At 65.6% G+C, this 20258-nt stretch carries 18 protein-coding genes and 1 pseudogene; 7 read left to right on the forward strand and 12 right to left on the reverse strand.

Features of this window, described 5'->3' with window-relative positions:
- Positions 1–22 precede the first annotated feature (22 nt).
- Entirely contained in the window at positions 23–781 is a 759-nt protein-coding gene (locus G9C89_RS17965) for a slipin family protein (RefSeq protein WP_090501962.1), read from the reverse strand.
- A 1-nt stretch (position 782) separates the two neighbouring features.
- The gene (locus G9C89_RS17970) at positions 783–2174 is read right to left on the reverse strand and encodes an NfeD family protein (RefSeq protein ID WP_178115610.1); all 1392 of its coding nucleotides are present in this window, start codon (positions 2172–2174) and stop codon (positions 783–785) included.
- 218 nt (positions 2175–2392) lie between these two features.
- Here G9C89_RS17970 and yccS point away from each other — a divergent pair, with 218 nt between their 5' ends.
- Complete coding sequence (yccS, locus tag G9C89_RS17975) at positions 2393–4570, forward strand: YccS family putative transporter (RefSeq protein ID WP_172150560.1); 2178 nt, start codon at positions 2393–2395, stop codon at positions 4568–4570.
- Between the two features lie 30 nt (positions 4571–4600).
- On the opposite strand, the gene G9C89_RS17980 is transcribed toward yccS, so the two are convergent.
- Together G9C89_RS17980 and G9C89_RS17985 are read right to left on the reverse strand one after the other, a co-directional pair.
- Complete coding sequence (locus tag G9C89_RS17980; protein ID WP_172150562.1) at positions 4601–5458, reverse strand: HDOD domain-containing protein; 858 nt, start codon at positions 5456–5458, stop codon at positions 4601–4603.
- Positions 5459–5544: 86 nt separating this feature from the next.
- On the reverse strand, positions 5545–5775 hold the full coding sequence (locus tag G9C89_RS17985) for a hypothetical protein (RefSeq protein WP_172150564.1): 231 nt from the start codon (positions 5773–5775) through the stop codon (positions 5545–5547).
- A gap of 116 nt (positions 5776–5891) precedes the next feature.
- Between G9C89_RS17985 and G9C89_RS17990 the strand changes: the two genes are divergently transcribed.
- Complete coding sequence (locus tag G9C89_RS17990; protein WP_172150566.1) at positions 5892–6374, forward strand: GreA/GreB family elongation factor; 483 nt, start codon at positions 5892–5894, stop codon at positions 6372–6374.
- A gap of 10 nt (positions 6375–6384) precedes the next feature.
- Here the strand turns inward: G9C89_RS17990 and G9C89_RS17995 are convergent, their stop codons facing one another.
- Positions 6385–7149 (reverse strand): substrate-binding periplasmic protein, encoded by a 765-nt coding sequence (locus G9C89_RS17995; RefSeq protein WP_172150568.1) that lies wholly within the window; start codon positions 7147–7149, stop codon positions 6385–6387.
- A gap of 129 nt (positions 7150–7278) precedes the next feature.
- Here G9C89_RS17995 and G9C89_RS18000 point away from each other — a divergent pair, with 129 nt between their 5' ends.
- Positions 7279–7512, forward strand: coding sequence for a DUF2789 domain-containing protein (locus tag G9C89_RS18000; RefSeq protein ID WP_172150570.1), 234 nt, complete (start codon positions 7279–7281; stop codon positions 7510–7512).
- Between the two features lie 51 nt (positions 7513–7563).
- Here the strand turns inward: G9C89_RS18000 and G9C89_RS18005 are convergent, their stop codons facing one another.
- Positions 7564–8070: a M48 metallopeptidase family protein gene (locus G9C89_RS18005; protein ID WP_172150572.1), complete on the reverse strand. Its 507-nt coding sequence runs from the start codon at positions 8068–8070 to the stop codon at positions 7564–7566.
- Positions 8071–8550: 480 nt separating this feature from the next.
- Here G9C89_RS18005 and G9C89_RS18010 point away from each other — a divergent pair, with 480 nt between their 5' ends.
- On the forward strand, positions 8551–9234 hold the full coding sequence (locus G9C89_RS18010) for a polysaccharide lyase family 7 protein (RefSeq protein WP_172150574.1): 684 nt from the start codon (positions 8551–8553) through the stop codon (positions 9232–9234).
- 79 nt (positions 9235–9313) lie between these two features.
- On the opposite strand, the gene fba is transcribed toward G9C89_RS18010, so the two are convergent.
- The 4 genes from fba to tkt form a co-directional block, all read right to left on the reverse strand.
- On the reverse strand, positions 9314–10378 hold the full coding sequence (gene fba, locus G9C89_RS18015; RefSeq protein ID WP_172150576.1) for a class II fructose-bisphosphate aldolase: 1065 nt from the start codon (positions 10376–10378) through the stop codon (positions 9314–9316).
- A 332-nt stretch (positions 10379–10710) separates the two neighbouring features.
- On the reverse strand, positions 10711–11874 hold the full coding sequence (locus G9C89_RS18020; protein WP_172150578.1) for a phosphoglycerate kinase: 1164 nt from the start codon (positions 11872–11874) through the stop codon (positions 10711–10713).
- A 12-nt stretch (positions 11875–11886) separates the two neighbouring features.
- A complete protein-coding gene (gene epd, locus G9C89_RS18025; protein ID WP_172150580.1) occupies positions 11887–12951 on the reverse strand; it encodes an erythrose-4-phosphate dehydrogenase in 1065 nt (354 codons plus the stop codon).
- Between the two features lie 90 nt (positions 12952–13041).
- Complete coding sequence (gene tkt, locus G9C89_RS18030) at positions 13042–15039, reverse strand: transketolase (protein WP_172150582.1); 1998 nt, start codon at positions 15037–15039, stop codon at positions 13042–13044.
- Between the two features lie 194 nt (positions 15040–15233).
- On the opposite strand from tkt, the gene G9C89_RS18035 reads away from it, so the two are divergent.
- The 3 genes and pseudogenes from G9C89_RS18035 to ligB all read left to right on the forward strand — a co-directional run bounded on the left by G9C89_RS18035 (position 15234) and on the right by ligB (position 19240).
- A complete protein-coding gene (locus G9C89_RS18035) occupies positions 15234–16247 on the forward strand; it encodes an ArsR/SmtB family transcription factor (RefSeq protein ID WP_172150584.1) in 1014 nt (337 codons plus the stop codon).
- A 19-nt stretch (positions 16248–16266) separates the two neighbouring features.
- Entirely contained in the window at positions 16267–17457 is a 1191-nt protein-coding gene (gene metK, locus G9C89_RS18040) for a methionine adenosyltransferase (RefSeq protein ID WP_172150586.1), read from the forward strand.
- Between the two features lie 108 nt (positions 17458–17565).
- Positions 17566–19240 (forward strand): annotated as a pseudogene (gene ligB, locus G9C89_RS18045) (NAD-dependent DNA ligase LigB).
- Positions 19241–19338: 98 nt separating this feature from the next.
- On the opposite strand, the gene G9C89_RS18050 reads toward ligB, so the two are convergent.
- Positions 19339–19788, reverse strand: a complete 450-nt coding sequence (locus G9C89_RS18050; protein ID WP_172150588.1) for a c-type cytochrome — start codon at positions 19786–19788, stop codon at positions 19339–19341.
- A 275-nt stretch (positions 19789–20063) separates the two neighbouring features.
- Complete coding sequence (locus tag G9C89_RS18055) at positions 20064–20234, reverse strand: MAPEG family protein (protein ID WP_390623847.1); 171 nt, start codon at positions 20232–20234, stop codon at positions 20064–20066.
- Positions 20235–20258: the final 24 nt, after the last annotated feature.

A 20258-nucleotide genomic window follows, 5' to 3' on the forward strand; every position in this document is an offset into this window, starting at 1 on the left:
GCCCTGCCCGATCGCCGGCCGGCTAACTTTTACCCTTGAGTTCGGCCATGCCCTGGAGCAGTTCGATCGGCAGCGGAAAGACGATGGTCGAGCTCTTGTCGCCGGCGATATTGCTCAGGGTCTGCATGTAGCGCAGTTGCATGGCGCCGGGCTGGCGGCCGAGCATTTCGGCGGCCTGCATGAGTTTTTCCGAGGCCTGCAACTCACCCTCGGCATGGATCACCTTGGCCCGCCGCTCGCGCTCTGCCTCGGCCTGCTTGGCGATGGCGCGGATCATCGATTCGTCGAGGTCGACGTGCTTGATCTCGACATTCGCCACCTTGATGCCCCAGGCATCGGTCTGCGCGTCCAGCACCTGCTGGATGTCGATATTCAGGCGTTCGCGTTCGGCGAGCATCTCGTCCAGCTCATGCTTGCCGAGCACCGCGCGCAGGGTGGTCTGCGCCAGCTGGCTGGTGGCGCCGTGGTAGTCCTCGACCTGGATGATCGCCTTCTCCGGGTCGAGAACGCGGAAGTAGACCACCGCATTGACCTTGACCGAGACGTTGTCGCGGGAGATCACGTCCTGGGTCGGCACATCGAGCACGATGGTGCGCAGGTCGACGCGCACCATCTGCTGGATGCCCGGAATGATGATCACCAGGCCCGGTCCCTTGACCCGCCAGAAGCGCCCCAACTGGAACACCACGCCGCGCTCGTATTCGCGCAGGATGCGAAACGCCGAAACCAGCAGCGCCATCAGCAGCACCGCCAGCGTGGCAAAACTCAATTCGAAACCCATGTCAGTCTCCTTGTGGCGGTGTGTCTTCAGTGGTGGCGACGTCCAGCATCGAGCCGTTGCGCGCCAGCACCCGCACCTGCTGGCCGGGTTGCAGCGGCACCTGGCTGACGACCTGCCAGTTCTCTCCTTGCAGTTGCACCCAGCCGCCCAGCGGGTTGCTCGGCTGCACCGCCTGGACCCGCGCCAGGCTGCCGATCAGTTCGCTGTCGCCGCCGACCAGGGCGCGGCGCCTGGCACGCAAGGCCATGCTGAGGATGGCGAAGATCACGGCGCCACTGGTCAGGGCCAGGGTCACGATCAACCCCAAGGGGATGCCGAAGCCGGGCACATCGGTGTCGATCAGAATCAAGGCGCCGAAGACGAAGGCGACCAACCCGCCGATGCCGAGGACACCGAAACTCGGCAGGAAGGCTTCGGCGGCGATAAAGGCGATGCCGAGCAGGATCAAGGCCATGCCGGCGTAGTTGACTGGCAACAGCTGCAGGGCATACAGCGCCAGAATCAGACAGATGCCGCCGAGCACGCCGCCGACGCCGGTGCCCGGGTTGGAAAATTCGAAGAACAGGCCGTAGACGCCGATCATCATCAACAGCAGCGCCACGCTGGGATTGGTGATCACCGCCAACAAGCGCGTGCGCCAGTCGGGCGCGTGGCTGACCACCACGGCATCGGCGGTGTGCAGCTTCGCCTCGACGCCGGCGGCGGTGAAACTTTTGCCGTCCAGTTGCCTGAGCAGATCGGGCAGGTCGCGGGCGACATAGTCGATCACCTTGAGCTTGAGCGCCTCTTCGGCCGCCAGGCTGACCGCCTGGCGCACCGCCTGCTCGGCCCATTCGGCATTGCGCCCGCGCATCTGCGCCAGGCCACGGATATAGGCGGAGGCATCGTTGATCTGCTTCTTGCTCATGGCGTCGCCCGGCGCCTGCTCGGCCTCGCCTTCACCTTCTTTGTCTTTGTCGGATTTCTCCGACTTGTCCCCCGCCGGCTGCTGCGGCGGCGAACCGGGCATGCCGCCGATCGCCACCGGTGTGGCCGCACCAAGGTTGGTGCCCGGCGCCATCGCCGCGATATGGCTGGCATAGAGGATATAGGTGCCGGCACTGGCAGCCCGCGCGCCACTGGGCGCGACATAACTGGCCACCGGAATCGGGCTGGCGAGAATCGCCTTGATGATGTCGCGCATCGAGGTGTCCAGACCGCCGGGGGTGTCGATGCTCAGCACCACCAGTTGCGCACCCTCTGCCACCGCGCGGGCCAGGCCGCGCACCACATAGTCGGCGCTGGCCGGGCCAATCGCGCCGTCGACGCGCAACTCCACCACCGGCGCCGGGGTCGCCGCCTGAGCGGCCAGCAGTCCCGGCGGCAATAGCAGCAGAGCCAGGACGACGAGCAAACGAGGTATCGGGAAAACCTTCACGGCCCTCTCCACGACAGCCGCTATGGGAAGCTAAAGATGGGCAAAGCACGGTTGTCTGCTTACAGGATAGTCCATGACTTTTTTGCGCAGGCCCGACATGCCGCCGACGCAGTAAAAGGTGTCGCCAGGGGAGTGCCAGTCGTCCGCATACTCCGTTAGTCTGCTCACTATTGCCGCTGCACAAGGTCGCCCGGATGCCCGCCAGCTCTTTTCACCACTCCCTGCGCCGCCTGTGGGCGCTGGATAAATTCAGCTACAGCCTGCGGGTGTTCATCGCCCTCGGCGGCGCCCTGCTGCTGTGCTGGGCGCAGGACTGGATGCAGGCGCTGATTCCGCTGTTTCTCGGGGTGATCGCCAGCGCACTGGCCGAGACCGACGACAGCTGGCAAGGCCGCCTGACCGCGCTGCTGGTGACCCTCGGCTGCTTCAGCGCGGCGGCTTATACGGTGGAATGGCTGTTTCCCTATCCCTGGCTATTCGTCGCCGCCCTGGCCCTGGCCAGCTTCGCCCTGACCATGCTCGGCGCCCTCGGCGAGCGCTACGCCACCCTGGGCTCGGCGACCCTGATCCTGGCGATCTACAGCATGATCGGCGTGGAGCAGCGCGGCGGCGTCGCCGGCCTGTGGCTGGAACCGCTGCTGCTGGTGGCGGGCGCGGCCTGGTACGGGGTGTTGTCGGTGATCTGGAATGCGCTGTTCGCCAACCAGCCGGTGCAGCACAGCCTGGCCCGGCTGTTTCGCGAGCTGGGTCAGTACCTCAAACTCAAGGCCGCGCTGTTCGAGCCGCTGCGCCAACTCGACGTGGAGCAGCGGCGGCTGGCCCTGGCCCAGCAGAACGGCCGGGTGGTGGCGGCGCTGAATGCCGCCAAGGAAATCATCCTGCACCGCGTCGGCAATGACCGACCGGGGAGCAAGGTCAGCCACTACCTCAAGCTGTACTTCCTCGCCCAGGACATCCACGAGCGCGCCAGCTCGTCGCATTACCCCTACAACGAACTGGCCGAAGCCTTCTTCCACAGCGATGTGCTGTTCCGCTGTCAGCGCCTGCTGCGCCTGCATGGCGAGGCCTGTCAGCGCCTGGCCCAGGCCATCGAGTTGCGCCAGCCGTTCGAGTACCGCGAGCAGTGCAGCCAGGCGCTGGACGACCTGCGTGCCTCATTGCAGCACCTACGCCTGCAGAGCAACCCGGCCTGGCGCCAGCTGCTGCGCTCGCTCGGCGCCCTGGCCGACAACCTCGCCGCCCTCGATCAACTGCTCGGCCATGCCAGCAACCCCGATGCCCTGGACGAGCAACAGGACAGCAGCCTGCTGGATCGCGAGCCGCACTCGCTCAAGGAGGTCGTGGAACGCCTACGCCAGCAGCTGACCCCGACCTCGCTGCTGTTCCGCCATGCCCTGCGCCTGGCCATCGCCCTGGCCGCCGGCTATGGCGTGCTGCACTGGATTCACCCGACCCAGGGCTACTGGATCCTGCTGACCACGGTGTTCGTCTGCCAGCCGAACTACGGCGCCACCCGCCTCAAGCTGGTGCAGCGGATCGCCGGCACGGTGCTCGGCCTGCTGCTCGGCTGGGCGCTGTTCGACCTGTTCCCCAGCCCGCTGGTGCAGGCCTTCTTCGCCGTGGCCGCCGGGGTGGCCTTCTTCGCCACCCGCAGCAGCCGCTACACCCTGGCCACCGCGGCGATCACCCTGCTGGTGCTGTTCTGCTTCAACCAGGTCGGCGACGGCTACGGCTTGATCCTGCCGCGCCTGGTCGACACCCTGATCGGCAGCCTGATCGCCGGCCTCGCGGTATTCCTGATCCTGCCGGACTGGCAGGGGCGCCGGCTCAACCGCATGCTGGCCAACACCCTCAGCTGCAACAGCACCTACCTGCGGCAGATCATCCAGCAGTATGTCAGCGGCAAACGCGATGACCTGGCCTACCGCCTGGCCCGGCGCAATGCGCACAACGCCGAAGCCGCACTGTCCACCACCCTCGGCAACATGTTGATGGAGCCCGGGCATTTCCGTAAGGAGGCGGACATCGGCTTCCGCTTCCTGGTGCTGTCGCACACCCTCTTGAGTTATCTCTCGGGCCTTGGCGCGCACCGCGGTGAGATTATCCTTGGCGACCGGCAGAGCCCGCTGCCGGCGAGCGCCGAGCGCCTGGCCGCCAGCCTCGACGAAATCGCCGGGAGCCTGGCCGAAGAGCGTGCGGTGGCGATTCAGAGCGATGCCGAAGAACAACTGGCCGCCGAACTGGAACAGCGCGCGGATGCGCTGGACGACCAGCAGCGCCTGGTGCAGACCCAGCTGGCGCTGATCTGCCGGCAACTCGGGCCGTTGCGCACCCTCGCCGCGCACCTGCTCAAGGATCGCAGCCAGCCGTAGAGGGGGCTCTGCGGTGATGCAGAGGAACCGCTAGCGCAGCACCGCGGCCAGCTCGTGGATCTCGTCCCAATGCTGGCTGACCAGGACCAGGCTGCCGTCCGCCGCCACTTCATTGTGCAAGCCATTGAGCTTGGCGTAGGCGGTCAGGCTGGCCAGTACGGGCAACTGCGCTGCGCCGACGCTATCAAGCAGGGTGTGGAACAGGCTCAGGTTGACCAGATCGAGCAACTCGATCTGCCGCTGGCGCTGCAGCGTCCAGTTGCCCGCCTCGCGCACGATATCCACGTAGGCCTCATCCACCGCCCACTTCTTCAGCAGCATCACCCCCAGCGATGCGCCATAGGCCTGGCACAGGCTGTGGTAGCGCGCGGGCGTCGGCACCAGGTCACCGCCCTTGAACGCCGAGAGCACCGCGAGCGAGCCCACCTCGCTGAGCAGGCTGGCGAGCACCGCATGATCGGCCGGCACCTGCCCCACCTTGCGCGCGAGAAAGCCGCAGATGCTCGCCTTCAGGGTCAGCCGCTGCCAGGCGTCCATGAACAGCAACTTGTGCCCGGGGCTGTGCAGCACGAACAGGCTCTTGACGCTGTGCAGCATCACCACCCGATCCACCTGCTGCATGCCGAGCACGCGCAACACGTCCTGCAGGGTTTTCGGCGCCACGCGGGTACGCAGCAAGGCGCTGGAGGCGTACTTCATCAGCAACGCACTGAGAGCCGGATCCCTGCCGATCAGGCTGACAAGCTGGCTCATGCTGACCTCGGGCTTGGCCAGCGCCCGGCGAATTTCCAGGGTCAACATCGGCAGGCTGGGCAGCTGCTCCTGGTCATGCATCAGTTGAGTGACTACCTGCCGATAAATCGAGTAGTCCGACTGTGTCGTCTCCATCATGGCCTCCCGCCGCAGATGGAGCGCAGTGTAGCCAAGGCCATGGGCTATTGCGCCAGCTTGCTGGCAGATTGCCGCACGAGCAGTCAGGCGATGCTCGCCTGGCTGGCCTGGGCGCGCCGACGAATGGTCAGATCGACCTTGAGGCAGATGGCCGCCAGCACCATGAAGCCGGCGCCGAGGTTGCCGCGGCTGATTTGCACACCGAACAGAGCGCTCAACCAGTCGGCAATCGGCCCTGGGTAGCTGGCCAGCAAGGCGCCCAGCGGCACCAGCAGAAACAGGAAGAAATAGCCCATCGACCGCATCATGTTCATTCCCATACCCTCGCTTTTAGGAGCAACCCGTGCACAATGCCGCCTTCGGTAGCCAGGGCGACACTAGACTTTGGTGCATATGCCGAGACTTTTCCTGCCGACCCTGCGAGTGACCGTTGAACAAAGCCCTGCTCCAGCAACTGATTCTCGACAAGCTGCACTCCGACCTGGCACTGGCCCAGCAAGCGGCGTTGACCGCCTACGAGGCGGCCACCCATGAAGAGAATATTGCCGAGAACAAGTACGACACCCTGGGCCTGGAGGCCTCCTATCTGGCCGCCGGACAGGCGCGCCGGGTCGAGGAGATTCGCCTGGCCCTGAGCGCCTGGGAAAAACTCCGGCTGCGGCCCTTCGATGCGCAACTGGGCATTCAGCTCAGCGCCCTGGTGTGGCTGGCCGATGCCGAGGGCGCCGAACAATGCCTGTTCCTCGGCCCCGACGGCGCCGGTCTGAAGCTGCTGCTGGACGGTCAGGAAGTGCGGGTGATCAGCCCGCGCGCACCGCTTGGACAATGCCTGATCGGCTGCGGCGAAGGCGATCGGGTGGAACTGCGCATGGGCAGCAGCATTCAGCGCTTCGAGGTGCTGCGGGTCTGCTGAACGCCCTTGCTCAAGGGATTTCCACCTGCCACTGGGCCGCCAGCCGGGCCAGCTGGCCGCGCTCGACCAGCTGTCGATAGCCCTCCTCGAAATCCTCGCGCAGGTGGGCGTGGCTGCCATGCAGAGGGAAGGCGAAGTAACCATCCTGGGTATCCACAGGCGGCTCGAGCTGGCTGACCTCATCGCTCAAACCCAGGGCCTGCAGCACCGGCAGGGTGTTGCGCTGATTGCTGACGAGGAGCTCGAGACGGCCCAGGCTGAGCATTTTCAGACCGTTGTCGACCCCCTCCACGGTGACCAGTTCGAGCCTCGCGCGCTCGGCATCGAAACGCGCGCCATAGGCCCAGGCACGCACCACGCCAATGCGCTGGCCGGCCAGCTGGCGGAAATCGCCAGACCACTGACATGACCTGGCGCGGCGACAATAAAAGACGATCCGGTCGCGATAGAAGGCCTGCCCGACAAACGCGAAACGCGCCTCGCGCACCTGACTGCGATAGGGACCGATAAGGATGTCGGCCTGACCCAATTCGACCATACGCTGCGCGCGGGCCCAGGGGTAAGAGGCGAAACGCAGGCTATGGCCACGCGGCTCGAGCACCTGGCGCAGGACGTCAGGGCCGAGCCCCCGGTACTCGCCCGCCGCCGTGCGCTCGAAAATCCGCGGGAAATCGGTGCCGACCGCCAGCAACTCGCGCGCCAGTGCCAACGGCGGGAGCAGCAGCGCAAGGCTGACCACGAGCGCGAACAACCTGCGCAAAAGTCCTGAATGCATGCCGTGACCACCTCGAGTACCTGGAAAACCTGCCCGCATGCAGGCCTTGGCGGCCTGCAGCCGGCGGCCGGTAGTTAGTCGATATACGCTAGGCTGTATGGGCGAGTCCACCCTCCAGAGGAGCACATCATGGAAAGCCCTACCCACGATCTCTCGGCGCTGTTCGAGCAGCTCGGCTTGCCCGCCGAACAGGCCAGCATCGAGCGTTTCATCGCCACCCATTCGCCCTTGCCGGAAACCTGCAAACTGGCTGATGCGCCCTTCTGGACCGCCGCCCAGGCCAGCTTTCTGCGCGAGGAGATCCTCGAGGACGCCGACTGGGCGGAAGTGGTCGATCAGCTCAATCTGCTGCTGCGCGGCTGAGGAGCAGCACGGCAACCGGCCCCGACCATTGCGTGCCGACCGCCTGCCGGCTCAGGCCGGGCTACGCCCTTGCAGCTCGCGCCAGGTCAGGTAGACACGCAGATCGAACTCCACCTGATGATAGTCGGGCAGCATGTATTCGCAGAGCTTGTAGAACGCCTTGTTGTGCTCGGCCTCTTTCAGGTGGGCCAGTTCGTGCACCACGATCATCTGCAGGAATTCCGGCGCGGCCTCCTTGAACAAGGCGGCGACGCGGATTTCCTTCTTCGCCTTGAGCTTGCCGCCCTGCACCCGGGAAATCGCGGTGTGCAGGCCGAGGGCGCGGTGGGTCAGGTCGAGGCGGTTGTCGAACAGCACCTTGTCGATGGCCGGCGCGTTCTTCAGGTGTTCCTGCTTGAGCGCCTGGATATAGGCGTAGAGCGCCTTGTCGCTTTGCACCCCGTGCTTGCCGCTGTAACGCTGAGCCAGGTAGTCGCCCAGGCGCTCCTGGGCGATCAGCTGGCGGATCTGCTCCTGCAACTGCAGCGGGTAGCCCTGGAGGAATTTCAGTGGGGTCATGGACGGTACCGGGCGGTTCTCGTAGGGCCGGGGTTGCGCAGTATGCCGCAACCCGCCGCCCGGGCAACCAGCCACTGCCGCCGCCGGCCTGCCAGTGGTCGGAGCGACTGTCCCAGCCGCTGGAAAAACCGCGGCTGACACCCACGGCGCGCCCGATCATGGCGCCCCTGGCCGCGCAGAGCCCCTGGACAACACCACCATCTGCAGAATCCTGGCAGCGCGACCAGGCGCACGCCGGGGGCAGCTACGGTGCAAGACCCATACTGGCTATATATTGACGCCAATAAAACGACGAACGGTCTTCATCTGCCTGCGCCCCTTGCCGCTATAAAGACGACCGCCTTTCGCGGCCAATGGCAGCCCCGCCTCAACCTCTTCCAGTTCGCGTGTGCCACCCGCCGGAATGCCAAGTAAGCCGTTACTGACGCCTGGATGTGATGTGCCCCGACTGAAGCCATTTCTCTCGTAGGAGAATCAGTCATGATCGACCTTGCCACCTGGAACCTGAGTATTCCCGTCGGTATCCCTGCCACCACCATCGACACCCCCCTGCTGGTCGGCGGCTATCAGGATCATTACTTCCAGTCGAAAGATGGGACGATCTTCTTCTGGGCCCCGGTCAACGGCAGCACCACCGAGAATGCCCAGTACCCGCGCAGCGAGCTGCGCGAAACCGCCAGCGACGGCAAGCTGTACAACTGGACCTACCCCAGCGCCGACAACTTCCTGCGCGCCGCCCTGAAGATCAGCCAGGTACCCTCGACCGGCAAGCTGGTCATCGGCCAGATCCATGCCCACCAGAGCAGCGCACCGCTGCTCAAGCTGGAGTACCAATACAAGGCCTACGCCGCCAGCGGTAATATCGTGGCCAAGCTGCGCCTGAGTCCCGACGCGCCGATCCAGGTCATCAGCATCGCCAGCGGCATCGCCTTGAATCAGCGCTTCACCTACGTCATCCACCTGACCCCGAACGGCACGCTGTCGATCAACCTCAACGGCATCAACTGGAATACCCGGATCGATTCGGCCTGGGCGGCGAAACCCCTGTACTTCAAGGCCGGCGCCTATCCCCAGGACAACAGCGGCTACGAAACCGAGGCCGGCAGCGCACAATTCGACAAGCTGGACATCGAGCATCGACCGCTGGTCAGTGCCACGCCATAACGCAAAAAGCCCGCATCGCTGCGGGCTTTTTCGTTACTGCACGGCGGCTGTCGCCAACTCAGAGGTTGTGAAAAAACACTCAGTTGACCTTGGCGGCCAGCTCACCCTTGGCGTAGCGCTGGAACATGGCTTCCAGGGAGATCGGCTTGATCTTCGAGGCATTGCCGGCGGTGCCGAAGGCTTCGTAGCGGGCGATGCAGATGTCGCGCATGGCGGTGACGGTGGCGCCGAAAAACTTGCGCGGGTCAAACTCGCTCGGGTTGGTCGCCATCAGGCGGCGCATGGCACCGGTGGACGCCAGGCGCAGGTCGGTGTCGATATTGACCTTGCGCACGCCGTACTTGATGCCTTCGACGATCTCCTCGACCGGCACGCCATAGGTTTCCTTGATGTCGCCGCCGTACTGATTGATGATCGCCAGCCATTCCTGCGGCACCGAGGAAGAGCCGTGCATCACCAGGTGGGTGTTGGGGATGCGCTTGTGGATTTCCTTGATCCGGTCGATGGCGAGGATATCGCCGGTCGGCGGCTTGGTGAACTTGTAGGCGCCGTGGCTGGTGCCGATGGCGATGGCCAGGGCATCGACCTGGGTACGCTTGACGAAGTCGGCGGCTTCTTCCGGGTCGGTGAGCATCTGGCTGTGGTCCAGCACGCCTTCGGCGCCGACGCCGTCTTCTTCGCCGGCCATGCCGGTTTCCAGGCTGCCCAGGCAACCCAGCTCACCTTCCACCGACACGCCGCAGGCGTGGGCGAAGGCCACGGTCTGCTGGGTCACGGCGACGTTGTAGTCGTAGTCGGCCGGGGTCTTGCCGTCTTCCTTCAGCGAGCCGTCCATCATCACCGAGCTGAAACCCAGCTGGATCGAGCGCTGGCAGACGTCCGGGCTGGTGCCGTGGTCCTGGTGCATGCACACCGGGATATGCGGGAACTCTTCGATGGCGGCCAGGATCAGGTGGCGCAGGAAAGGTGCGCCGGCGTATTTGCGCGCACCGGCGGAGGCCTGGACGATCACCGGGGAATCGGTCTTGTCGGCCGCTTCCATGATCGCGCGCATCTGCTCGAGGTTGTTGACGTTGAAGGCCGGCACGCCGTAGCCGAATTCGGCGGCGTGGTCGAGCATCTGGCGCATGCTGATAAGTGCCATGGTGTTCTTTCTCCCGGAGGGACTCGTTAATCGTGCAGCCTGCCGCAGGGGCAGGCGCTATTCAAGTATTCAGGGACAAGGGGTCAGCTCGTCCGCCCCTCACGCCCAGCGAGGGGTCAATCCGTAGCCCGGATGCAATCCGGGAAAATCTTCCGACCAACCCGCAATGCAGCCGGGCGGCCCGGTCACGCGGCCGGGCAAATCATGCTTGCCGGCCAAGCAGGTCACGCCCTGGAGCCGGAAGGATAGCCGGTCTACGCCGCGAGCCTGGCAATCGACCACCAGCGGACGAGCTGGTTCAGCCTCGCCGCGACCTTCCCGACCAACAGGTGCTAGCCCTTGGCGCGCTGCTCCAGCACTGCCACGGCCGGCAGCACCTTGCCCTCGACGAACTCGAGGAAGGCGCCGCCGCCGGTGGAGATATAGGAAATCTTGTCGGCCACGGCGTATTTGTCGATGGCCGCCAGGGTGTCGCCCCCACCGGCAATCGAGAACGCCGGGCTGGCGGCGATGGCTTCGGCCAGCACCTTGGTGCCGTTGCCGAACTGGTCGAACTCGAACACGCCGACCGGACCGTTCCACAGAATGGTCTTCGACGACTTCAGCAGCTCGGCGAATTGCCGCGCGGTCTGCGGGCCGATATCGAGGATCATGTCGTCATCGGCCACATCGGCGACCAGCTTGACGGTCGCTTCGGCGTCTTCGGCAAAGGCCTTGGCCACCACCACGTCCACCGGCAGCGGCACGCTGACCTTGGCCGCGATGGCTTTGGCGGTATCCAGCAGATCGGCCTCGTACAACGACTTGCCGACCGGGAAACCGGCGGCGGCGAGGAAGGTGTTGGCGATGCCGCCGCCGACGATCAGCTGGTCGCAGATCTGGCTCAGGCTGTTCAGCACATCGAGCTTGGTCGACACCTTGGAGCCGGCGACGATGGCCGCCATCGGCTTGGCCGGATTGCCCAGCGCCTTGCCCAGGGCATCCAGCTCGGCCGCCAGCAGCGGGCCGGCGCAGGCGACCCGGGCAAACTTGGCCACGCCGTGGGTCGAGCCCTGGGCGCGGTGAGCGGTGCCGAAGGCGTCCATGACGAATACGTCGCAGAGGGCGGCATATTGCCGGGCCAGTTCGTCGCTATTCTTCTTCTCGCCGTTGTTGAAGCGCACGTTTTCCAGCAGCACCAGCTCGCCGGGCTGGATCGCGACGCCGTCGAGGTAATCGCGCACCAGCGGCACTTCACGGCCGAGCGCCTTGCTCAGGTAGTCGGCGACCGGCTTGAGGCTGTTTTCTGCGGAGTATTCGCCCTCGCTCGGGCGCCCCAGGTGCGAGCAGACCATGACCGCCGCACCCTTTTCCAGGGCCAGCTTGATGGTCGGCAGCGCGGCGAGGATGCGCGCGTCGCTCGTCACCGCGCCGTCTTTTACCGGCACGTTGAGGTCTTCGCGGATCAACACGCGCTTACCCTGGAGGTCGAGGTCGATCATCTTCAAAACGGTCATGGAATCAGTCCTTCACGGGGCTGGTTGAATGGAAACAGGAGACACGGCGAGAAAGTGTTCGGCCACGTCGAGCATGCGATTGGCAAAGCCCCACTCGTTGTCGAACCAGGCCAGCAGATTGACCAGGCGCGGCCCGGAAACCCGGGTCTGGCTGCCATCGACGATGGCCGAGTGCGGGTCGTGGTTGAAATCGCAACTGGCATGGGGCAACTCGGTGTAGGCGATCAGGCCCTGCAGCGGGCCACTTTCGGCGGCCTGACGCAGCACCCGATTGATTTCATCGGCACTGGTGTCACGCGCGGTCTGCAAGGTGATGTCCAGGCAGGACACGTTTACCGTCGGCACGCGTATGGCTTTGGCCTGAATCCGCCCACTTAGTTCCGGCAGCAGGCGTTCGATACCGCGGGCCAGGCCGGTGGACACCGGAATCACCGACTGGAAGGCCGAGCGCGTGCGGCGCAGGTCCTCGTGGTGATAGGCGTCGATCACCGGCTGATCGTTCATCGCCGAGTGGATGGTGGTGATGGAGACGTACTCCAGACCCACCGCCTCGTTGAGCAACTTGAGCAGCGGCACCCCGCAGTTGGTGGTGCAGGAGGCGTTGGAGACCAGCTTCTCCGCGCCGCTCAGGCACTGCTGATTGACCCCGAAGACGATGGTGGCATCGATATCCGTTTCGCTGGCCATCGGCTGGGAGAACAGCACCCGCGGCGCGCCGGCCGCCAGGAAGCGCTGGCCGTCGGCGCGGGTGTGATAGGCGCCGGAGCACTCGAGCAACAGGTCGATATCCAGCGCCGCCCAGTCGATGCCTTCCGGCGTCGCCTGGCGCAGCACCTGCACGCAGTCGCCGTTGATATGCAGGCAGTCGCCGTCGACTCGTACCTCGCCGGGAAAACGCCCGTGGGTGGAGTCGAAGCGGGTCAGGTATTCGATGCTGGCCTGGTCGGCCAGATCATTCAGCGCGACTATTTCCAGGCGCGCCCCGGCCCCGCGCTCATGCAGCGCGCGCAGCACGCAGCGACCGATGCGGCCGTAGCCGTTGAGGGCGATTCTGTAGGGGCGATTGGTTTTTGGCATGTTTGGCACGAATGCAGTCAACCTGTAGGAGCGAGCTTGCTCGCGATCAATGTTTGAGCATCGCGAGCAAGCTCGCTCCTACCAAGGCTTTCAGTCTTCCAGCAGCTCGGCGGCGGTTTCCAGCAGGTTCTCGACGGTGAAGCCGAAGTGCTCGAACAGCGCCGGCGCCGGGGCGGACTCGCCGAAGCTGGTCATGCCGATGACGCGACCTTCCAGGCCGACGTACTTGTACCAGTAGTCGGCATGGGCGGCCTCGATGGCGATCCGCGCACCGACCTGCAGCGGCAGCACCGCCTGCTTGTAACCGGCATCCTGCGCATCGAACACGCTGGTCGACGGCATCGACACCACCCGCACCTGGCGGCCTTGCGCGCTCAGCTGCTCGTAGGCGGCGACGGCCAGACCGATTTCCGAACCGGTGGCAATCAGGATCAGCTCCGGCTCGCCGGTGCAGTCCTTGAGCACGTAGGCGCCGCGGGCGATGTCGGCCAACTGCTGGGCATTGCGGCTCTGGTGCGGCAGGTTTTGCCGGCTGAAGATCAGCGCGCTGGGGCCGTCGCTGCGTTCGATCGCGCACTTCCAGGCCACCGCCGACTCCACCGCGTCGCAGGGACGCCAGGTATTCAGATTCGGCGTGCAGCGCAGGCTGGCCAGCTGTTCGATCGGCTGGTGGGTCGGGCCGTCCTCGCCGAGACCGATGGAGTCATGGGTGTAGACGAACAGCACGCGTTTTTTCATCAGCGCCGACATGCGCACGGCATTGCAGGCGTATTCCATGAACACCAGGAAGGTCGCGCCGTAGGGCACGAAGCCGCCGTGCAGGGCGATGCCGTTCATGATCGCGCTCATGCCGAACTCGCGCACGCCGTAGAACATGTAGTTGCCGGAGGCGTCTTCAGCGGAGACGCCCTTGCAGCCTTTCCACAGGGTCAGGTTGGAACCGGCCAGATCCGCCGAGCCGCCGAGGAATTCCGGCAGCAGTGGGCCGAAGGCGTTCAGCGCGTTCTGGCTGGCCTTGCGGCTGGCGATGGTCTCGCCCTTCTCGGCGACTTCACGGATATAGGCGGCAGCCTTCTCGGCGAAATCGGCCGGCAGCTCGCCGGCGATACGCCGCTTGAACTCGGCGGCCAGTTCCGGGTAGGCGGCGGCGTAGGCGGCGAAACGCTGATCCCACTCGGCCTCAAAGGCGGCACCGGCTTGCTTGGCGTCCCACTCGGCGTAGATATCGGCCGGGATCTCGAACGGGCCGTGGTTCCAGCCGAGGGCGGCGCGGGTCAGGGCGATCTCGTCGACGCCCAGCGGCGCGCCGTGGCAGTCTTCCTTGCCCTGCTTGTTCGGCGAACCGAAGCCGATGGTGGTCTTGCAGCAGATCAGGGTCGGCTGCTCGCTCTTGCGCGCGGTGTCGATGGCAATCTTGATTTCTTCGGCGTCGTGGCCGTCGACATTGCGGATCACCTGCCAGTCGTAGGCCTCGAAGCGCTTCGGCGTGTCGTCGGTGAACCAGCCCTCGACTTCGCCGTCGATGGAGATGCCGTTGTCGTCGTAGAAGGCGATCAGCTTGCCCAGGCCCAAAGTACCGGCCAGCGAGCTGACCTCATGGCTGATGCCTTCCATCATGCAACCGTCGCCGAGGAACACATAGGTGAAGTGGTCGACGATCTGGTGACCTTCGCGGTTGAACTGGGCGCCCAGGACCTTCTCGGCGAGGGCGAAGCCCACGGCGTTGGCCAGGCCCTGGCCGAGCGGGCCGGTGGTGGTTTCCACGCCCGGGGTGTAGCCGTATTCCGGGTGGCCCGGGGTGCGGCTGTGCAGCTGGCGGAATTGCTTGAGGTCTTCTATGCCCAGGTCATAACCGGTCAGGTGCAGCAACGAGTAGACCAGCATCGAACCGTGACCGTTGGACAGCACGAAGCGGTCGCGGTCGGCGAAGCCCGGGTTGCTCGGATTGTGCTTGAGGTAGTCGCGCCAGAGCACTTCGGCGATGTCCGCCATCCCCATAGGGGCACCCGGGTGGCCGCTGTTGGCTTTCTGCACGGCATCCATGCTCAGGGCACGAATGGCATTGGCTCGCTCACGACGGCTGGGCATCACTGAATCTCCTACGGGTTTTGCAACAGGAAGGTCGAAAAAGGCGGCCATTTTCGCCCAGCGGAGCCCGCCGGGGCAATGACAGATAGTCGCAGAGCCAATGTTTTCTGGCTTCTGCGCCAGCAATACCAATATCAAAACTTTTTGATATTGGTATTGCTGGATGAAAAATGACCGACTAGACTGCGCAGCTTATGAATATGCGTGCCCCCCAGTTGCGTTTCGAGCCCGTCGACGAACTGTCCGCCCTGTGCAAGGCCGGCGGCGACCCGTTGCGCCTGAACGTGCTGCGCGCCCTGGCCAACGACTCGTTCGGCGTGCTGGAACTGGCGCAGATCTTCGCCACCGGCCAGTCCGGCATGAGCCACCACTTGAAGGTGCTGGCCCAGGCCGGCCTGGTGGCCACCCGGCGCGAGGGCAACGCGATCTTCTACCGGCGCGCCCTGGCCCAGGGCGAGCGGCTCGGCGGCATCCTGCACGCGGCGCTGCTCGACGAAGTCGATGCCCTGGCGCTGCCCAGCACTGTCCAGGCGCGGATCGCCGAAGTGCATAGCCAGCGCGCCGCCGCCAGCCAGGATTTTTTCGCCCGCACGGCGGCCAGCTTCCAGGCCCAGCAGGACCTGATCGCCGGCTTGCCGCAATACCGCGACAGCCTGCTGGCACTGCTCGATGCCCTGGGTTTTGCCGGCGCGGCGACGGCATTGGAAATCGGCCCCGGCGATGGGGCTTTTCTGCCCGAGCTGGCACGTCGCTTCAGCCAGGTCACGGCGCTGGACAACAGCCCGGCGATGCTCGAACTGGCGCGCACGCGCTGTGCACAAGAAGGCCTGGGCAACGTCGAGCTGCAACTCGCCGATGCCCTCAACGATGACTACCCGACCGCCGACTGCGTGGTGCTGAACATGGTCCTGCACCATTTCGCCGCCCCCGCCGAGGCACTGAAACAGTTGGCGCGGCAGGTGAAAAGCGGCGGCAGCCTGTTGATCACCGAGTTGTGCAGCCACAACCAGAGCTGGGCCCGGCAAGCCTGCGGCGATCTCTGGCTGGGTTTCGAGCAGGACGACCTGACCCGCTGGGCGGTCGCCGCGGGACTCACCCAAGGCGAAAGCCTGTACGTGGGGTTACGCAATGGTTTCCAGATTCAGGTGCGGCACTTCGCCAAGCCAGATCAACACAATGGCCCACGGGCCGCCCTCAGCCACCGGTAATGAATAGGAAAACCGATCGATGAGCGAATACTCCCTCTTTACCTCCGAGTCCGTCTCCGAAGGCCATCCGGACAAGATCGCCGACCAGATTTCCGATGCGGTGCTCGACGCCATCATCGCCAAGGACAAACACGCCCGCGTGGCCTGCGAAACCCTGGTCAAGACCGGCGTGGCGATTGTCGCCGGCGAAGTCACCACCAGCGCCTGGGTCGACCTCGAGCAGATCGTCCGCGACGTCATCTGCGACATCGGCTACACCAGCTCCGACGTGGGTTTCGACGGCGCCACATGCGGCGTCCTCAACATCATCGGCAAGCAGTCCCCGGACATCAACCAGGGCGTCGACCGGGCGAAACCGGAAGACCAGGGCGCCGGCGACCAGGGCCTGATGTTCGGCTACGCCAGCAACGAAACCGACGTGCTGATGCCCGCGCCTATCGTGCTCAGCCACCGCCTGGTCGAGCGCCAGGCCGAAGCGCGCAAGTCCGGCCTGCTGCCGTGGCTGCGCCCGGACGCCAAATCCCAGGTCACCTGCCGCTATGAAAACGGCAAGGTGGTCGGCATCGACGCGGTGGTGTTGTCGACCCAGCACAACCCGGAAATCAGCCAGGCCGACCTGCAGGAAGCGGTCATGGAGCTGATCGTCAAGCACACCCTGCCAGCCGAACTGCTGCACAAGGGCACCCAGTACCACATCAACCCGACCGGCAAGTTCGTCATCGGCGGCCCGGTGGGCGACTGCGGCCTGACCGGGCGCAAGATCATCGTCGACACCTACGGCGGCATGGCCCGTCATGGCGGCGGCGCCTTCTCCGGCAAGGATCCATCCAAGGTCGACCGCTCGGCGGCTTACGCCGGTCGCTATGTGGCGAAGAACATCGTCGCCGCCGGCCTGGCCGAGCGCTGCGAAATCCAGGTGTCCTACGCCATCGGCGTGGCCCAACCGACCTCGATTTCGATCAACACCTTCGGCAGCGGCAAGATCGGCGACGACAAGATCATCCAGCTGGTGCGCGAGCACTTCGACCTGCGCCCGTACGCGATCACCCGGATGCTCGACCTGCTCCACCCGATGTACCAGGCGACCGCGGCCTACGGTCACTTCGGCCGCACCCCGGTCGAGATGACTGTCGACGGCGACACCTTCACCACCTTCACCTGGGAAAGAACCGACAAGGCCGCCGAGCTGCGTGCCGCTGGCGGTTTGTAACGCTCAGCCGTCGCACTACCCGAAGCCCCGCCTTGCGCGGGGCTTTTTATTGTTCCGTAGAAAACGGACTAGGCTCTACAGCTTATCCCCCGAGCAAGGACGCTCATGATGAAAGCCTGGATTGCGCTACTGCTCGTTTCCCTCGCCCTCGATGCCTGGGCCGCCCCTTGCCCCGACTGGCCTGAAGCGCAGGCCAAGCGGGAAATAGTCGCACTCACCGCACAGGTCGCCGTCTGGGACCAGGCCTACCATCGCCAGGGCGTTTCCCTGGTCGCCGACGAACTCTACGACCAGGCCCGCGCCCAATTGGAGCAGTGGCGCAGCTGCTTTGCCGACGGCGCGACAGCGCCCGCCGATCCGCTGGCCGGCAGCTCCGGGCGCGTTGCCCACCCGGTGGCGCAGACCGGGCTGCACAAGCTGGCGGACAGCGCCGCGGTGCGCGACTGGATGGCGAGTCGCGAGGACCTGTGGATCCAGCCCAAGGTCGACGGCGTGGCGGTCACCCTGGTCTATCGTGGCGGCCTTCTGCAGCAGGTCATCAGCCGGGGTGACGGCCGCCGCGGCCAGGACTGGACGGCCCAGGCGCGCCGCCTGCCAGCGATCCCGCAACGGCTGCCGACACCGCACGACCTGACCCTGCAAGGCGAACTCTACTGGCGCCTGCCCCGACACATACAAGCCGAGGCCGGCGGCCTCGGCGCACGCGGCCGGGTCGCCGGACTGCTGGCACGACAGAGCCTCGACGAGGCCGACGCCGCCGGCATCGGCCTGTTCGTCTGGGACTGGCCGGACGGCCCGGCCGAGATGCGCGAGCGCCTGCAGCGCCTCGACGCCATGGGCTTTGCCGACAGCCGGCGCCTCAGCCAGCCGATCGGCGACTTCACCCAGGCCAGCCACTGGCGCCAGCACTGGTACCGCAGCGCCCTGCCCTTCGCCAGCGACGGCGTGGTACTGCGCCAGGGCAACCGACCGCCGGCGCAGCGCTGGCAAGCCGAACCACCGCACTGGGCGGCGGCCTGGAAATACCCGTTGCGTCAGGCGCTGGCGGTGGTGCAGGCGGTGGATTTCCGCATTGGCCGCCGCGGCCGCATCACCCCGGTGCTGCGCTTGCAGCCAATCAGACTGGACGAGCGCAGGATCGAATATGTCAGCCTCGGCTCGCTGCAACGCTGGCGCAGCCTGGACATTCGCCCCGGCGATCAGGTCGCCATCCAGCTGGCGGGGCTGACCATTCCCAGACTGGACAGCGTGGTCTGGCGCAGCCAGCAACGCCCCGTGGTCAAGGCGCCGCAAGCCGACGACTACCATGCGCTGAGCTGCTGGCGGGCAACGCCGGCCTGCACCAGCCAGTTTCGCGCACGCCTGGCCTGGCTCAGCGGCAAACAGGGCTTGGCGCTACCCGGGGGTCGGCCCCGGCACCTGGGACAAGCTGCTGCAGGCGCGGCAACTCGACGGCCTGCTCGACTGGCTGACGCTGTCTGCCGTGCAATTGGCCGAGGTACCCGGTTTAGGCCCGCGCAGCGCCGGCACGCTCGCCCAGAGTTTTGCCCAGGCCCGGCAACGCCCCTTTGCCGACTGGCTGCGCGCGCTCGGCCTGCCGCCCAGCACCGCGGCGCCCCTGGCGGACAACTGGGATGAGCTGGCGCAACGCAGCAGCGGGGAGTGGCAGCGCCAGCCCGGCATAGGCCCGAGCCGCGCGGCGCAACTGCAGGCGTTCTTTCGGCACCCGGAGGTACAGGCCCTGCGCGAGCGACTGCGGACGGCAGGCGTCGCGGGTTTTTAAGCCGGCGCTATGACCAGCGCGCGTAGGGCGCGCTGCGCGCACCACCTGTCCGCACCTATGCCGCGGCCCGACCTGGGGTTAGGTCGCGGGACAACAGGTTAGAACGCGCGAAATTCCTCGTGGCAGGCCTTGCAGCCGTCCTCGACGCGCTGCACCGGCGCGACCAGCTCGGCGCTTTGCAGCGGGCTGGCGGCGGTCGCAGCGACCAGCGCGGCAGTGCCGGCCTCGAGCTCGCGGGCCAGTTGCTGAAAACGCTCCTGGCGCTGCCAGACGTCATCCTTGGCGCGGGTCTCACCGCCCTCTTCCCTGACCTGGGGAAAGTGCTGCCAGGGCGTGCGGGTCAGTCGATCGAGTTCGGCCGCAGCGCTGACGAAACGCTGCTCCTTGAAGGCGATGCGCCCACGCAGCATGCCGCCGAGGTCTTCGCTGACCTTGAGCATCTGCTTGAAGATGGCCTGGCGCTGGCCCTGCGGTGAGTTCGGATCGACACCCCCGCAAGCAGTCAGGGTCAGGGCAAGCACAACGAGGAACAGGCTTTTCAGCTTCATAACACCTTCACGACAAACAGCTTGGGCTAACAGGCCGTTGAAAAACGTAGGCGAGGCAGCCGAGACAAGGCAAAACAGGCGAGGAAGCGGACTGGGCTCGCACGCGAGTTTACGAGCTGTAAATGAGCATTCCGAGCCTGTTTTTAACGCCCCGCTCTTTTATCAAGAGGGGGCAACCTAGGTAGTTTTTCATCGACCTGTTAAGGAACGGCCGACAGTATCGCCATACATTGCCAGCGGGCCAAGCGTGGTGTTTTGCCGCAGCGATCAACGGCTCAAGCCGAGACCACGAACAGGCCGATGCCGACAAACCAGACCAGCGCGCGCACCGGCGCCCAGTCGGCCAGGACGCAGAGCCAATAGAGCACGCGACTGATCACCAAGGCGATGACCAACTGATCGAGCAAGCCCAGCTCGGCGCCGCCGGCCAGGTGGGCGATGATCACCGCCAAGGCGACTCAAGCGCGGCA

Source organism: Pseudomonas tumuqii (assembly GCF_013184545.1).
GTDB classification, from domain to species: Bacteria; Pseudomonadota; Gammaproteobacteria; order Pseudomonadales; family Pseudomonadaceae; genus Aquipseudomonas; species Aquipseudomonas tumuqii.

Coding starts and splice junctions, on each gene's coding strand:
- G9C89_RS18035 (WP_172150584.1), top strand. CDS start 15,234: ATGAATATGCGTGCCCCCCAGTTGCGTTTCGAGCCCGTCGACGAACTG.
- epd (WP_172150580.1), bottom strand. CDS start 12,951: ATGCCAAAAACCAATCGCCCCTACAGAATCGCCCTCAACGGCTACGGC.
- yccS (WP_172150560.1), top strand. CDS start 2,393: ATGCCCGCCAGCTCTTTTCACCACTCCCTGCGCCGCCTGTGGGCGCTG.
- G9C89_RS18050 (WP_172150588.1), bottom strand. CDS start 19,788: ATGAAGCTGAAAAGCCTGTTCCTCGTTGTGCTTGCCCTGACCCTGACT.
- tkt (WP_172150582.1), bottom strand. CDS start 15,039: ATGCCCAGCCGTCGTGAGCGAGCCAATGCCATTCGTGCCCTGAGCATG.
- metK (WP_172150586.1), top strand. CDS start 16,267: ATGAGCGAATACTCCCTCTTTACCTCCGAGTCCGTCTCCGAAGGCCAT.
- fba (WP_172150576.1), bottom strand. CDS start 10,378: ATGGCACTTATCAGCATGCGCCAGATGCTCGACCACGCCGCCGAATTC.
- G9C89_RS17965 (WP_090501962.1), bottom strand. CDS start 781: ATGGGTTTCGAATTGAGTTTTGCCACGCTGGCGGTGCTGCTGATGGCG.
- G9C89_RS17985 (WP_172150564.1), bottom strand. CDS start 5,775: ATGAACATGATGCGGTCGATGGGCTATTTCTTCCTGTTTCTGCTGGTG.
- G9C89_RS18020 (WP_172150578.1), bottom strand. CDS start 11,874: ATGACCGTTTTGAAGATGATCGACCTCGACCTCCAGGGTAAGCGCGTG.
- G9C89_RS17995 (WP_172150568.1), bottom strand. CDS start 7,149: ATGCATTCAGGACTTTTGCGCAGGTTGTTCGCGCTCGTGGTCAGCCTT.
- G9C89_RS18010 (WP_172150574.1), top strand. CDS start 8,551: ATGATCGACCTTGCCACCTGGAACCTGAGTATTCCCGTCGGTATCCCT.
- G9C89_RS18005 (WP_172150572.1), bottom strand. CDS start 8,070: ATGACCCCACTGAAATTCCTCCAGGGCTACCCGCTGCAGTTGCAGGAG.
- G9C89_RS17980 (WP_172150562.1), bottom strand. CDS start 5,458: ATGGAGACGACACAGTCGGACTACTCGATTTATCGGCAGGTAGTCACT.
- G9C89_RS18000 (WP_172150570.1), top strand. CDS start 7,279: ATGGAAAGCCCTACCCACGATCTCTCGGCGCTGTTCGAGCAGCTCGGC.